General features: G+C 40.5%; 14 protein-coding genes. 11 read left to right on the top strand and 3 right to left on the bottom strand.

From position 1 onward, the window contains the following. Nucleotides 1-67: 67 nt before the first annotated feature. Nucleotides 68-1,759, bottom strand: coding sequence for an arginine--tRNA ligase (argS, locus tag HMPREF2979_RS00630; RefSeq protein WP_070654618.1), 1,692 nt, complete (start codon nt 1,757-1,759; stop codon nt 68-70). 154 nt (nt 1,760-1,913) lie between these two features. On the opposite strand from argS, the gene argR reads away from it, so the two are divergent. Genes argR through mutS form a run of 3 tightly spaced genes read left to right on the top strand, consistent with a single transcriptional unit; the run spans nt 1,914 to nt 5,252 of the window. Continuing rightward, nucleotides 1,914-2,342, top strand: a complete 429-nt coding sequence (gene argR, locus HMPREF2979_RS00625; RefSeq protein WP_170314548.1) for an arginine repressor — start codon at nt 1,914-1,916, stop codon at nt 2,340-2,342. After that, complete coding sequence (locus HMPREF2979_RS00620; RefSeq protein ID WP_070654616.1) at nt 2,342-2,701, top strand: YlbF family regulator; 360 nt, start codon at nt 2,342-2,344, stop codon at nt 2,699-2,701. Before argR ends, HMPREF2979_RS00620 begins: the two co-directional genes overlap by 1 nt. Next, a complete protein-coding gene (mutS, locus tag HMPREF2979_RS00615; protein WP_021143430.1) occupies nt 2,694-5,252 on the top strand; it encodes a DNA mismatch repair protein MutS in 2,559 nt (852 codons plus the stop codon). Before HMPREF2979_RS00620 ends, mutS begins: the two co-directional genes overlap by 8 nt. A gap of 33 nt (nt 5,253-5,285) precedes the next feature. Here mutS and HMPREF2979_RS00610 read toward each other — a convergent pair whose 3' ends face one another. Both HMPREF2979_RS00610 and HMPREF2979_RS00605 read right to left on the bottom strand, forming a co-directional pair. Next, a complete protein-coding gene (locus HMPREF2979_RS00610; RefSeq protein ID WP_070654614.1) occupies nt 5,286-5,741 on the bottom strand; it encodes a DUF3021 domain-containing protein in 456 nt (151 codons plus the stop codon). Then, nucleotides 5,738-6,175 carry a LytTR family DNA-binding domain-containing protein gene (locus tag HMPREF2979_RS00605; protein ID WP_070654612.1) on the bottom strand — a complete coding sequence of 146 codons (438 nt, stop codon included), beginning with the start codon at nt 6,173-6,175 and terminating at the stop codon, nt 5,738-5,740. Before HMPREF2979_RS00605 ends, HMPREF2979_RS00610 begins: the two co-directional genes overlap by 4 nt. A 178-nt stretch (nt 6,176-6,353) precedes the next feature. Between HMPREF2979_RS00605 and HMPREF2979_RS00600 the strand changes: the two genes are divergently transcribed. The 8 genes from HMPREF2979_RS00600 (at nt 6,354) to spx (ending at nt 13,424) form a co-directional block, all read left to right on the top strand. Continuing rightward, nucleotides 6,354-6,659: a hypothetical protein gene (locus HMPREF2979_RS00600; protein WP_002886319.1), complete on the top strand. Its 306-nt coding sequence runs from the start codon at nt 6,354-6,356 to the stop codon at nt 6,657-6,659. A gap of 49 nt (nt 6,660-6,708) precedes the next feature. Then, complete coding sequence (mutL, locus tag HMPREF2979_RS00595) at nt 6,709-8,652, top strand: DNA mismatch repair endonuclease MutL (RefSeq protein ID WP_070654610.1); 1,944 nt, start codon at nt 6,709-6,711, stop codon at nt 8,650-8,652. Nucleotides 8,653-8,782: 130 nt separating this feature from the next. Next, nucleotides 8,783-9,004, top strand: a complete 222-nt coding sequence (locus HMPREF2979_RS00590) for a hypothetical protein (RefSeq protein ID WP_002886321.1) — start codon at nt 8,783-8,785, stop codon at nt 9,002-9,004. 157 nt (nt 9,005-9,161) lie between these two features. Next, nucleotides 9,162-9,752: a Holliday junction branch migration protein RuvA gene (gene ruvA, locus HMPREF2979_RS00585; protein WP_070654608.1), complete on the top strand. Its 591-nt coding sequence runs from the start codon at nt 9,162-9,164 to the stop codon at nt 9,750-9,752. A gap of 8 nt (nt 9,753-9,760) precedes the next feature. Then, complete coding sequence (locus tag HMPREF2979_RS00580) at nt 9,761-10,315, top strand: DNA-3-methyladenine glycosylase I (protein WP_070654606.1); 555 nt, start codon at nt 9,761-9,763, stop codon at nt 10,313-10,315. 96 nt (nt 10,316-10,411) lie between these two features. Beyond that, nucleotides 10,412-11,677, top strand: a complete 1,266-nt coding sequence (locus HMPREF2979_RS00575) for a competence/damage-inducible protein A (protein ID WP_070654604.1) — start codon at nt 10,412-10,414, stop codon at nt 11,675-11,677. Between the two features lie 41 nt (nt 11,678-11,718). After that, on the top strand, nt 11,719-12,858 hold the full coding sequence (gene recA / locus HMPREF2979_RS00570; protein WP_070654602.1) for a recombinase RecA: 1,140 nt from the start codon (nt 11,719-11,721) through the stop codon (nt 12,856-12,858). Between the two features lie 167 nt (nt 12,859-13,025). After that, the gene (spx, locus tag HMPREF2979_RS00565; protein ID WP_002886328.1) at nt 13,026-13,424 is read left to right on the top strand and encodes a transcriptional regulator Spx; all 399 of its coding nucleotides are present in this window, start codon (nt 13,026-13,028) and stop codon (nt 13,422-13,424) included. Nucleotides 13,425-13,602: the final 178 nt, after the last annotated feature.

Raw genomic sequence — 13,602 nt, 5'->3', positions numbered from 1 at the left:
ACACCATGTGTTGGGTTCTTTTTTTTTTGGCAATTAAAAAAACGCCCTTAGGCGTTTTAAATATGTTTTACATCTCGTCTGGAGCTTCAACACCGAGAAGGCGAAGGGCTTCCTTGAGGACTGTTGCTGTTGCGTAGCAAAGAGCCAAACGACTATCACGTTCTGGGCTTTCGTCCAAGATGCGTGTGTGCGCATAGTATTTGTTAAAGGCTTGAGCTAAGCTGATAGCAAATTTAGCAACGATAGATGGTTCAAAGTTGTCTGATGCACGGTTGATGATACGTGGGAAGTCTTGGATGAGTTTGATGATTTCCCAGCTTTCAACGTCGTTTAGGCTATATGTAGCATCTGTAGATGGCGTGAAGTCAGCCTTGCGCAAGATAGATTGGATACGAGCGTGTGCATACTGTACGTAAGGTCCAGTTTCTCCCTCGAAAGATACCATGGCATCAAGGTCGAAGTCGTAACCATTCATACGATCTGTTTTAAGGTCGTAGAATTTGATAGCACCAACACCTACAGCATGAGCAACAGCTTCCTTGTTAGGCAAGTTTGGATTCTTAGCTTCGATTTGAGCTTGGGCACGGTTAACAGCTTCAGCGATAGTTGGCTCAAGCAAGATAACGTTACCTTTACGAGTTGACAATTTCTTACCGTTCTTAGTTACAAGCCCAAAGGCAACGTGAGTCATGTCGTCAGACCAGTCGTAGCCCATTTCTTTAAGAACAGCTTTCAACTGTTTGAAGTGAGCAGATTGTTCATTACCAACCACATAGATGGCTTTGGCAAAGTCGTAAGTACGTTTACGGTAGAGGGCAGCAGCCAAGTCACGTGTGATGTAAAGTGTCGCACCATCTGATTTTTTGATGAGGGCTGGGTGTTCGATACCGTATTTTTCAAGGTTAACCACTTGGGCACCTTGAGATTCTTGGAGAAGTCCTTTTTCTGTCAAGATGTCAACGACTTCATCCATCTTATCATTGTAGAAGGCTTCACCATTGTAGCTATCAAAAGAAACACCGAGTTCATCATAAAGACGGTTGAATTCCACCAAGCTTTCGTCACGGAACCATTGCCAGAGGGCAGTTGCTTCCTCGTCACCAGCTTCCAATTTACGGAACCATTCACGAGCTTCTTCGTCTACAGATGGGTCTTCTTCAGCTTCGGCATTGATGCGCACATAAAGTTGAAGGAGTTCATTGATAGGGTTGGCTTTGACAGCTTCCTCGCTACCCCATTTCTTATAGGCAACAATCAGCATACCAAACTGTTTACCCCAGTCACCCAAGTGGTTGATGCGGACTGGTTTGTAGCCTTGTTTAGCTACGATGTTGGCAAGAGCATCAGCGATAACCGTTGAACGCAAGTGACCGATAGAGAAAGGTTTAGCGATGTTAGGACTAGACATATCAAAGGCGATGTTACGTCCGTGACCGATGTTTTGGTCAGCGTAGTGGCTGCCTTGAGCGATGACTTGTCCAAGAACATCCGCTGAGATTTTTGATTTATCAAGGAAGAAGTTGATGTAAGGACCAACAGCTTCAACTTTTTCAAAGTTTGAGGCATCGATTTTTTCAGCGATGTCTGCTGCAATCATTTGAGGAGCCTTGCGCAAGACTTTAGCCAATGAGAAGGCAGGAAAGGCGAGGTCCCCCATGTCAGCATTTTTAGGGGTTTCAAGCAGATTTTGAATGTTTTCTTGTTCCAATTCGGGAACAACTTTGGCAATTTCTGCTGCAATGAGTTCTTTAGTATTCATAGGTACTCCATTTCAAATCTTGTCATTCATACCTATTTTACCATTATTTTAGTTAATAGGGTAGGGACAAGAAAGCATCTATTAGGAAGTATTGCATGAAAAAATACAAAAATTCTGTTATAATATGCAAAGAATATACATAAAAAGAGGAAAGATAATGAAGAGAGATCGTCAAGCTGTTATCAAACAGATGATTTCAAGAGATAAGATTGGGACACAAGAGGAAATTAAGCAACGCCTAGAGGCGGAAGGTATCACGGTTACTCAGGCTACCTTGTCACGTGACTTGCGTGAGATTGGCCTCTTGAAGCTTCGTGATGAAGAAGGTAGACTATACTATAGTTTGTCTGAGCATGTGCTTCCAAGTTTGGATCCTACGGTTAAGGACTATGTTAAATCAGTTTCCCGTGCTCAGTTTATGCTGGTCCTCCACACAGAGTTGGGTGAAGCTGATGTTTTGGCCAACCTAATTGATAGTGATGGTAACCCTGAAATTTTAGGAACCGTTGCTGGCGCAGATACCCTCTTGGTAATCTGTAAGGATGCTGTGGTTGCTGAAAAACTGGAAAGCGAGTTTCACTGATGAACACTCCTCATCAGGATCTCCAAAAAGCCAAAGAAGAGTTAATCGACTTCCTCAAACACCATGAGGCGGTTCTTGCTTTTCAAGAGGCTGAGAAGGCCATTGGACAGGTACCTCAAATCAGTCATCTAGCTGGACAGATGAAGGCTTATCAACAAGAAGCAGTGCTTTTTCAAAAAATTGAGAAACAACGTGCCTATGAGGAGGCAGGTGAGCAAGCAGATTTGATTCAGCATGAGCTGGAAAATTTGCCTATTGTTCAGGACTACCGTCAAAAAATGCAGGATGCCAGTGACTTGATCCAATATGTGACCAAGTCTATCGAAGAAAGGATTAACGAGGAGTTAAGACATGGCTAAGGAAAAAATATCTCCAGGAATGCAGCAGTATTTGGATATCAAGGAAAATTATCCAGATGCTTTTTTGCTCTTTCGTATGGGTGATTTTTACGAATTATTTTATGAGGATGCCGTTAAGGCTGCCCAGATTTTGGAAATTAGCCTAACCAGTCGTAATAAGAACGCCGATAATCCCATTCCTATGGCTGGTGTTCCTTATCATTCAGCTCAAGCCTATATTGATGTCTTAGTTGAGATGGGCTACAAGGTAGCTATTGCTGAGCAGATGGAGGATCCTAAACAGGCTGTTGGTGTGGTTAAGCGTGAGGTGGTTCAGGTTATCACGCCAGGTACAGTGGTTGACAGCTCTAAACCTGATAATGCCAATAATTTCTTGGTAGCCATTGACAAGGCTGGAAGTCGATTCGGTCTGTCCTATATGGATGTGTCAACGGGTGAATTTTTTGCGACAGAGTTGGACGATTTCAGTTCAGTTTGTAGTGAAATTCAGAACCTTAAGGCACGTGAAGTAGTGGTTGGTTATGATTTACCTGAAGCTGATGAACAAGTTTTGGTGAAGCAACTCAACCTTCTACTTTCCAAGGAAACAGAGGTTTACGATGATGTCCACTTGATTGACACTAGCTTGACAGACTTGGAAAGTAGTGTAGCGGGTAAACTTCTCCAGTATGTGCACCGTACTCAGATGCGTGAGTTAAGCCATTTACAAAAGGCTCAGCACTATGAGATTAAGGATTACTTGCAGATGTCCTATGCGACCAAGTCGAGTTTGGATTTGCTGGAAAATGCTAGAACAGGTAAGAAACACGGTTCTCTTTTCTGGCTCCTGGATGAAACCAAGACAGCTATGGGAATGCGTCTCTTGCGTACTTGGATTGACCGTCCTTTAGTGAATCAGGCTGCTATCATGGAGCGCCAGAATATTATCCAAGTTTTCTTGGACAATTTCTTCGAGCGTAGTGACCTGACTGAGAGTCTTAAAGGGGTTTACGACATTGAGCGCTTGGCTAGTCGTGTTTCCTTCGGAAAGGCTAACCCTAAAGATTTGATTCAGCTAGGTCATACCCTAGCTCAGGTTCCAGTTATTAAGGCGATTTTGGAGTCTTTTGATGACGAGGCCTTGTCACGTCTTTTACAAGAGCTAGATGCTCTGCCAGAATTAGAAAGTCTGATTCGGTCGGCTATTGATCCCGATGCTCCAGCAACCATTACAGAAGGTGGCATTATCCGTGCTGGTTTTGATGAGACCTTGGACAAGTATCGCAAGGTGATGAGCGAGGGGACGTCATGGATTGCAGACATCGAAGCCAAGGAACGTGAAGCGTCTGGTATTACAACACTAAAAATTGATTATAACCGTAAAGATGGTTATTACTTCCATGTGACCAACTCTAATCTTAGCTTGGTTCCTGACCATTTCTTCCGCAAGGCAACCCTGAAAAATTCAGAGCGGTTTGGAACTGCTGAGTTGGCTAAAATTGAAGGTGAAATGCTCGAGGCACGTGAAAAGTCATCAACGCTAGAGTATGATATTTTCATGCGTGTTCGTGAGCAGGTGGAACGCTATATTGATCGTTTGCAATCTTTGGCTAAGGCTATTGCGACAGTCGATGTGCTTCAGAGTTTGGCTGTTACAGCAGAGACTAATCATTATGTTCGTCCTGTGTTTAATGATGAACATCGTATCGTTATTGATCAAGGTCGTCATGCGGTGGTTGAGAAGGTTATGGGTGTTCAGGAATACATTCCAAACACGATTACCTTTGACAGTCAGACCAATGTTCAGCTCATCACAGGACCAAATATGAGTGGTAAATCTACCTATATGCGTCAGTTGGCCTTGTCAGTCGTTATGGCTCAGATGGGGTCTTACGTACCAGCAGATAGTATTGATTTGCCAGTTTTTGACGCCATCTATACACGTATTGGTGCTGCAGATGACTTGATTTCAGGTCAGTCGACCTTCATGGTTGAGATGATGGAGGCTAATCAGGCCATTAAGCGGGCGACACCTAATTCCTTGATTATTTTTGATGAGTTGGGGCGTGGGACAGCCACCTATGACGGTATGGCTCTGGCCCAGTCTATCATTGAGTTTATTCATGACAAGGTGGGGGCTAAAACCATGTTTGCTACCCATTATCATGAGTTGACAGCCCTGTCAAATACTTTGACACACCTTGTCAACGTTCATGTGGCGACACTTGAAAAGGACGGAGAGGTGACTTTCCTTCACAAGATTGTCAATGGCCCAGCCGATAAATCTTATGGTATTCATGTAGCTAAGATTGCAGGTTTACCAGCAGATTTACTGGAACGTGCCGACACCATCTTGACACAACTAGAGGGCGAGACAGTCACCATCCAACCTCAGGAAAAGGTATCGCCTCAAGAGAAGCCAGCCACTGAAACACATGTCAACGAGCAAATCTCTCTCTTTGATGATTTTACTGAAAATCCAGTTCTTCAAGAGTTACGAGACTTGGACATTTACAATATGACACCGATGCAGGTCATGATGGCTGTAGCAGATTTAAAACAGAAACTATAAAAGAAGCTTGTCAATTGACAGGCTTCTTGTCTTTTACAGATGTTTCAATTCTTGGTTGAGTTCTTCAATATCCTTTTTCATTTTCCAATAAGAGAAGACCCAAACGAGCAGATAGATAAGGCTGAATTCAATGACTAGCTCCAAGTAGAAAGTCAAACGTAGAGGGAACCATCCGCTGAGGGTAGCTAGTGGAATGAAACCTAGACAGGTCAAGGCGTAGTGAGTGAGGGTTGCACGAAGTAAACTCCACTCAGCTTTACGGAAAATATAACTAGCGACTTCAAAGAGGATACCGATAGCAAACCAAGTGATGAGGCAGTAGGCTAATACCATAGATCCGTGAACCTGATGTGACGTCATCCATTGTCCAATGGCTGAGTGAGGATTTAGAGGCATGTAGCTTGGTGCCCAGATAAGAGACATAATCATGGATACGACAAGTCCGATAAGGATGCCTTTTGTGCCTGATTTAAAAAGTTGCTTTTTCATTGTAATTTCTCCTTTATTGCTTTGAGGTAACGGCGTGATGAGTAGGTGGTTTCCTTGTTTTTAAGGTAAATTTCAACGAGGCCGTTAGGGGTAATGTTGAAGCGTTCAATTTCTTTGAGGTTGACAATCTCTGATTGTGAGATTTTGATAAAGTAAGATGGCAGTTTTTCTAAAACTTGATAGAGACGTAAGCCTAAGTGGTACTCTCCTTGAATAGTTTCAGCTAGAACTTGACGATTTTCGATGTAAATTCTGGAAATAGCATTAGGCTCGATGAGATAAGTTTCGCCATCTTTTTTTCCTTTGAGTCGTTGGTTATCATCCAAAGATTCGACAAACTCGACAACTTGCTGAATCTTGGGCGTTCGACTAGGTGCTTGAATCTGCAACATTTCTTCTTGGAATACCGAGTCAATCTGAACTTTTATTTTCATAACTATCCTTTCTTATTGGTAATTGAGGAGACCTCCTCCCTTTCACACCTTTATTAAACACTATTTACTAGTCCACAGCAATAGCGTTTGTCTATGTGGTCCTATGTGGTGTCTAAGTGGTTGAAAATATTTTCGAAAACCCCTATACTTAATGAAAACGTACTGACGAGGTAATCACATGAAATCTATAATGAAATGGCTAGCAGGAATTTTTCTTGCCTGCAGTCTGATTTTGAGCTTTTTTACACCTTTTGAAAAGGCACTAACACTGAACTTGCTTTTGCTTTATTTCTTTGTTAAGCAGTTTATGGATTCGACAAGTTCACCCAAAACCTACCAATGGATTTTCCAAGTCATCTACCTCTTGATTTTTTCTGGACTCATTTGGTTCAATCTTCGTCATGGGGATATGATTGTTATAGCCACAGCCTTATCTTGGCTAACAGTTGTGTGTGAGTTATGGCTTTATAGGAAGCATCAGTAACAGTTAGAACCAATGATCTCTCAACCTTTTAGAAGGGAAAATAATAATTATGCCAAAAATCATCGAATTGCCTGAGGTGTTAGCCAACCAGATTGCTGCTGGTGAGGTCGTAGAGCGCCCAGCCAGTGTTGTTAAAGAGTTGGTGGAAAATGCTATTGATGCAGGCAGCACCCAGATTACCATTGAAGTTGAAGAATCAGGCCTCTCAAAAATTCAAATCACAGATAATGGCGAAGGAATGGCTCAAGCTGATGTGGCCATGAGTTTGCGCCGTCATGCAACAAGTAAAATCAAAAATCAAGGAGATCTCTTTCGTATTCGAACCCTTGGTTTTCGAGGTGAGGCCCTACCATCAATAGCTTCTATCAGCTACCTAACTATTGTGACAGCAGCGGATGGAGAAGCCTATGGGACTAAACTGGTTGCTAAAGGTGGAGAAATTGAGAGTCAGGATCCTATTTCAACACCAGTTGGAACAAAGATTACCGTTGAAAACCTATTTTATAATACCCCAGCTCGTCTCAAGTATATGAAAAGTTTACAGGCTGAGTTGGCCCATATTGTTGATGTTGTCAATCGTCTGAGTCTAGCTCATCCCGAGGTTGCCTTTACCTTGCTTAATGATGGTCGTCAGTTGACACAGACATCAGGTACTGGAGACCTCCGTCAAGCTATTGCTGGTATTTATGGTTTGACAACGGCTAAAAAAATGGTGGAGATTTCAAATTCTGACCTTGATTTTGAAGTTTCTGGATATGTTAGTCTCCCTGAGTTGACCCGTGCGAATCGTAACTACATCACGATTCTCATTAACGGACGTTATATTAAAAACTTCCTGCTTAACCGTGCTATTTTTGATGGTTATGGTTCTAAACTCATGGTAGGACGCTTCCCTATTGCGGTTATTGATATTCAGATTGATCCTTATTTGGCTGATGTCAATGTTCACCCAACCAAGCAGGAAGTACGTATTTCTAAAGAAAAAGAGCTTATGGCCCTTATCAGCTCTGCCATTGCTCAAAGCCTTAGAGAGCAGGATTTGATTCCTGATGCCCTTGAAAATCTAGCCAAGTCTAGTACCAGAGGTGCAGCTAAGCCAGTTCAAACCAGTCTTCCACTCAAACAAACCAATCTTTACTATGATAGCAGTCGTAATGATTTCTTTGTCAAACCAGAGACAGTCCAAGAAGATATCAAACCTCTTGTATCAGAGTCAGAGTCTCCAGTTTCATCGGTAGAAAATAAACCGCAACCTTCTGTTAAACAGGCACAACGTTCAGTAGATGAAGGTGATAGCGAACACGAAAAACTTGATTATAAAAACAAGTCGAAAATGAAGCGCATGCTTGAAAATCTGGATAATGAGGAAACATCAACCTTCCCTGAATTGGAGTTTTTTGGTCAAATGCATGGAACCTATCTCTTTGCGCAAGGACAAGGTGGACTTTACATCATTGACCAACATGCTGCTCAAGAACGTGTCAAGTATGAGTACTATCGTGAAAAGATCGGTGAGGTTGACAGCAGTTTACAACAGCTCTTGGTTCCTTATCTCTTTGAATTTTCAGGTTCAGACTACATTAGTTTACAAGAAAAAATGCCCCTTCTGAATCAGGTTGGTATCTATTTAGAGCCTTATGGGAATAATACCTTCATTCTTCGTGAACATCCTATCTGGATGAAGGAAGAAGAGATTGAATCAGCAGTCTATGAAATGTGTGACATGCTTCTTTTGACGAATGAAGTGTCTGTTAAGACCTACCGTGCTGAGTTGGCCATCATGATGAGTTGTAAACGTTCAATCAAGGCTAATCATGCACTTGATGATTACTCTGCGCGTGACCTCCTAGTACAGCTTGCACAGTGTAAAAATCCCTACAATTGCCCTCACGGACGTCCAGTACTTGTCAACTTTACCAAGTCTGATATGGAAAAAATGTTCCGTCGTATTCAAGAAAATCATACAAGTCTACGTGACCTAGGGAAGTATTGAAACTTTTTTTGGTCTTGCTTTACGAATAGGAATGTTAGATTTATAATAGTGGTGAAGATGAAGAATCTTCTAATGTTTTAGCGGATCATTGTAGGATGATTGCCTGATTTTTAAGTTAGGAGGTATAGTGATGAGACACCTAACAAAAACTAATAAACACTTTTTACTTGTTGGCTTAACATTTTTAGCGACTAGCTTGATTTTCTATATTTTGGCCTGGTTAGGTCAACCAAGTTTGGAGAATACTCTCGTAAATGTTTCTAGCATTGCCTTTACTTTAGGCGTTGTAACATATATTCTATTAGGTCTAAAGATGATTACAGATACTTTAAAGACGAGTAGTCATCCTTAAAATAGAGCAAACAGAATCCACTTTCGAGTGGATTTTTTGTTACAATAGTACAGCAGTGCTTGAGATGACAAAATAAACACTCAAGACAATTATCTTACGAGTATAAAATGATAAAGCAAACCATTGAAGAAACGAACGAGAAAGGAAATCACACGCTATGTATGATTACATCAAGGGAACTCTAGTGAAAATTACCGCCAAGTATATTGTTATAGAAGCAAACGGCTTAGGTTATATTGTCACTGTGGCGAATCCATATAGTTTTTCTGACCAAATGAATCAGACTATCCAAGTCTATCTTCATCAAGTTATTAGAGATGATGCCCACCTTCTTTTTGGTTTCCATACTGAAGATGAAAAAGAGGTCTTCCTTAAGCTTATTTCAGTTTCTGGAATAGGTCCGACGACTGCCCTAGCCATTGTTGCTGTAGATGATAATCAAGGCTTGGTTGCTGCTGTTGATAATAGTGACATCAAATACTTGATGAAGTTTCCAAAGATTGGTAAAAAGACAGCTCAACAAATGGTTCTGGATTTGGCAGGGAAATTTGCAGAGTTACCAACAGAAACGACCAAGACGACACCAAGTCAACCTGAAGGGAATCATCAATTGGATGAGGCTATGGAAGCCTTGCTTGCTCTTGGTTATAAAGCCGCAGAACTTAAGAAAATCAAATCCTTCTTCGAAGGTACTAATGAAACGGCAGAGCAATACATTAAATCAGCTCTTAAGATGTTGATGAAATGAGGTAAGCAATGGTCAATCGTTGTCGTTGGGTTCCAACAAACAATAAATTATATTGTGATTATCATGACAAGGAGTGGGGAAAGCCTATTGGTGACGATCAAAAACTTTTTGAGCTTCTATGCTTAGAAAGTTATCAGTCAGGGCTTTCTTGGTTAACCGTTTTAAATAAAAGACAGGCCTTTAATCGTGTTTTTCATGACTATAATATTGAGCGTGTTGCCCAGTTTAGCCTAAGTGAACTTGAAGATGCGCTTCAAAATCCAGACATCATTAGGCACAAACTTAAGCTAGAAGCAACCGTAAATAATGCCAAACAAGTACTAAAAATCCAAGATGAATTTGGCTCTTTGTCCCATTACTTTTGGCATTACTTTGACGGAAAGCCCTTGATAAATAATGTACCCACATATAAGGATGTCCCATCATCAACTGACCTATCCCAACAGATTGCCAAAAATCTAAAAAAGAGAGGGTTCAAATTTTTAGGACCGACTACTATATATTCATTTTTACAAGCCGCAGGATTTGTGAATGATCATGAAAACAACTGTGACTTCAAATAAATGAGTAGATTTGATTGACAAGACGAGAAAAACATGTTAGTTTATAAACGAACATGTTTTTGAGATTATTTTACGAATAGTAATACAGGTGAACCAATGAAAGCTGAATTGATTGCAGTAGGAACTGAAATCCTAACCGGGCAAATCACCAATACCAATGCCCAATTTTTATCTGAGAAACTAGCTGAACTAGGAATTGACGTGTATTTTCACACAGCAGTAGGAGATAATGAAAACCGCCTACTTTCAGTTCTTGATCAAGCCAGTCAGCGTAGTGATTTAGTCATACTTTGTGGTGGACTTGGCCCTACTGAGGACGACTTAACCAAGCAAACACTGGCTAAGTTCTTAGGAAAAGAACTCGTTTTTGATGAGGAAGCTAGTAAAAAACTGGATAGTTTCTTTGCTACTCGTCCTAAACACACACGAACGCCTAATAATGAACGTCAAGCACAAATTGTTGAGGGGGCTATTCCCTTGCAAAACCCGACAGGTCTTGCAGTTGGAGGGATTATTACTGCTCAAGGTGTGACCTATGTAGTCTTACCTGGTCCACCAAGTGAACTCAAACCTATGGTGAATCAAGAACTTATTCCAGCTCTTACAGAGAATCACTCAAGTCTTTATTCGAGAGTCCTAAGATTCTTCGGCGTTGGAGAAAGTCAATTAGTGACTGTTCTGAAGGATTTTATTGTTAACCAAACAGATCCAACCATAGCTCCATATGCTAAAGTGGGGGAAGTAACACTTCGTTTGTCAACAAAGGCTTCTTCGCAAGAAGAAGCAGATCAAAAACTAGATGTTTTAGAGAAACAAATTCGTTCGACTAAAACTCTAGATGGAAAATCCTTATCTGATTTCATTTATGGATATGGAGAGTCTAATAGTTTAGCTTTTGAAGCTTTTCGTTTGCTTAAGCACCATGGCAAGACTATCACTGCAGCTGAAAGCCTAACAGCAGGTTTATTCCAGGCTAGTATTGCTGATTTTTCAGGAGCCTCACAAGTATTTAAAGGTGGCTTTGTTACTTATAGCATTGAAGAAAAAGCTAAAATGTTGGATATTCCCTTGTCGCAACTAGAAGAACATGGTGTTGTCAGTTATTTTACTGCAGAAAAAATGGCTGAAGGTGCTCGAACTAAAACAGATAGCGATTACGGAATTGCACTTACCGGTGTAGCTGGACCAGATTCCTTAGAAGGACACCCAGCGGGTACAGTATTTATTGGTATTGCTGATAGGAATCAAGTAAGGTCAATCAAGGTTGTTATAGGTGGAAGAAGTCGTTCTGATGTTAGATATATTAGTACCCTCTATGCCTTTAACCTAGTTCGCCAAGTTTTATTACAAGAGACAACTTGATTTAAGTTTGTCTTTAACTATAAGAAAGAAGAGGAAAATAAGTGGCTAAGAAAACAAAGAAAACAGAAGAAATTACAAAGAAATTTGGAGATGAGCGTCGTAAAGCACTTGACGATGCTTTGAAGAATATTGAAAAAGATTTTGGTAAGGGTGCGGTTATGCGTCTTGGTGAGCGTGCAGAGCAGAAAGTTCAAGTTATGAGCTCAGGCTCGCTAGCTTTGGATATTGCTCTTGGTGCAGGTGGTTATCCTAAAGGTCGTATTATCGAAATTTACGGACCAGAATCATCAGGTAAAACAACTGTAGCCCTCCATGCTGTTGCTCAGACACAAAAAGAAGGCGGAATTGCTGCCTTTATCGATGCAGAGCATGCCCTTGACCCTGCTTATGCGGCAGCCCTAGGTGTTAATATCGATGAACTTCTTTTGTCACAACCTGATTCAGGTGAACAAGGTCTCGAAATTGCTGGTAAGCTGATTGACTCAGGTGCAGTTGATTTGGTTGTTGTTGACTCAGTTGCAGCCTTGGTACCTCGTGCAGAAATTGATGGAGATATTGGTGATAGCCATGTCGGACTTCAAGCGCGTATGATGAGTCAAGCCATGCGAAAACTTTCTGCTTCAATCAATAAAACAAAAACAATTGCTATCTTCATTAACCAATTGCGTGAAAAAGTTGGTATTATGTTTGGTAATCCAGAAACAACTCCTGGTGGACGTGCTCTAAAATTCTATGCATCAGTACGTCTTGATGTACGTGGAAATACGCAAATCAAAGGGACTGGTGATAAAAAAGACCAAAATGTTGGTAAGGAAACTAAAATTAAGGTTGTCAAAAACAAGGTTGCTCCACCATTTAAAGAAGCCTTTGTTGAAATTATGTATGGTGAAGGGATTTCCCAAACAGGTGAGCTTGTAAAAATCGCTAGTGACTTAGGCATTATTCAAAAAGCTGGAGCGTGGTTCTCATACAATGGAGAGAAGATTGGTCAAGGATCTGAAAATGCTAAAAAATATTTGGCAGATCATCCAGAAATTTTTGAAGAAATTGATCATAAAGTACGTGTACACTATGGTTTGATTGAACCAGATGAAGAGGATATTGTTGAAGAAATACAAGTTGAAGAAACATCTGATGAACTTGTTTTAGACCTTGATTCAACCATTGAAATTGAGGAATAAGTGTATAAGAGCCGACGAGCTCTTTTTTCTTTGTTTTAATCTAAATAAAAAGTGTCTATGGTAATTGAAAAAGTTCCCCTTGATTCAAAATAGGTCGCTAGACCGATTTCTTAAATCAAGGACAATGATAAGATAATAGTATCATGTGACAGAAAGAGAGAATTAACATGATTAAGATTTATACAATCTCAAGTTGTACAAGTTGTAAAAAAGCAAAGACATGGTTGAACAACCATCAACTTCCTTATAAAGAACAAAACCTTGGTAAAGAACCACTTACAAAAGAAGAAATCTTAAACATCCTGTCAAAAACAGAGAATGGTGTTGAGAGTATTGTTTCATCAAAAAATCGCTATGCTAAAGCTCTAAATTGTGATATCGACGAGCTCAGTGTCAGTGAAGTGATTGATTTGATTCAAGAAAATCCAAGAATCTTGAAGAGCCCAATCTTAATTGATGATAAGAGATTGCAAGTGGGTTATAAAGAAGATGATATCCGTGCTTTCTTGCCACGCTCAATACGAAATGTCGAAAATTCACAAGCACGCATGCGCGCAGCTCTATAAAAACGTAAAAAAGGAGATACTTGCGATCTTCTTTTTACGTTTACTCTAGCATAGAAAATAAGTATTGACATTAGTTCTCAAACTTGATAGACTAATAAAGTCTTAAGGAAATTGTCCAGTAACAAAAAGTTTGAAAAAACTTTAAAAAAGTTATTGACAAGACAAGTGAGGGATGATA

Origin of the sequence: Streptococcus sp. HMSC078H12, assembly GCF_001814615.1 — a bacterium.
Taxonomy (GTDB): Bacteria; Bacillota; Bacilli; order Lactobacillales; family Streptococcaceae; genus Streptococcus; species Streptococcus salivarius_F.
Note: the sequence above shows the minus strand (reverse complement) of the source record. Positions and strands in the feature narration are given on the sequence as shown.

Excerpts from the sequence above, each read along its gene's own strand:
- HMPREF2979_RS00610 (WP_070654614.1), bottom strand. The coding sequence starts at position 5,741 with ATGAAAAAGCAACTTTTTAAATCAGGCACAAAAGGCATCCTTATCGGA.
- HMPREF2979_RS00605 (WP_070654612.1), bottom strand. The coding sequence starts at position 6,175 with ATGAAAATAAAAGTTCAGATTGACTCGGTATTCCAAGAAGAAATGTTG.
- HMPREF2979_RS00575 (WP_070654604.1), top strand. The coding sequence starts at position 10,412 with ATGAAAGCTGAATTGATTGCAGTAGGAACTGAAATCCTAACCGGGCAA.
- ruvA (WP_070654608.1), top strand. The coding sequence starts at position 9,162 with ATGTATGATTACATCAAGGGAACTCTAGTGAAAATTACCGCCAAGTAT.
- HMPREF2979_RS00600 (WP_002886319.1), top strand. The coding sequence starts at position 6,354 with ATGAAATCTATAATGAAATGGCTAGCAGGAATTTTTCTTGCCTGCAGT.
- HMPREF2979_RS00620 (WP_070654616.1), top strand. The coding sequence starts at position 2,342 with ATGAACACTCCTCATCAGGATCTCCAAAAAGCCAAAGAAGAGTTAATC.
- mutL (WP_070654610.1), top strand. The coding sequence starts at position 6,709 with ATGCCAAAAATCATCGAATTGCCTGAGGTGTTAGCCAACCAGATTGCT.
- HMPREF2979_RS00580 (WP_070654606.1), top strand. The coding sequence starts at position 9,761 with ATGGTCAATCGTTGTCGTTGGGTTCCAACAAACAATAAATTATATTGT.
- spx (WP_002886328.1), top strand. The coding sequence starts at position 13,026 with ATGATTAAGATTTATACAATCTCAAGTTGTACAAGTTGTAAAAAAGCA.
- argS (WP_070654618.1), bottom strand. The coding sequence starts at position 1,759 with ATGAATACTAAAGAACTCATTGCAGCAGAAATTGCCAAAGTTGTTCCC.
- mutS (WP_021143430.1), top strand. The coding sequence starts at position 2,694 with ATGGCTAAGGAAAAAATATCTCCAGGAATGCAGCAGTATTTGGATATC.
- HMPREF2979_RS00590 (WP_002886321.1), top strand. The coding sequence starts at position 8,783 with ATGAGACACCTAACAAAAACTAATAAACACTTTTTACTTGTTGGCTTA.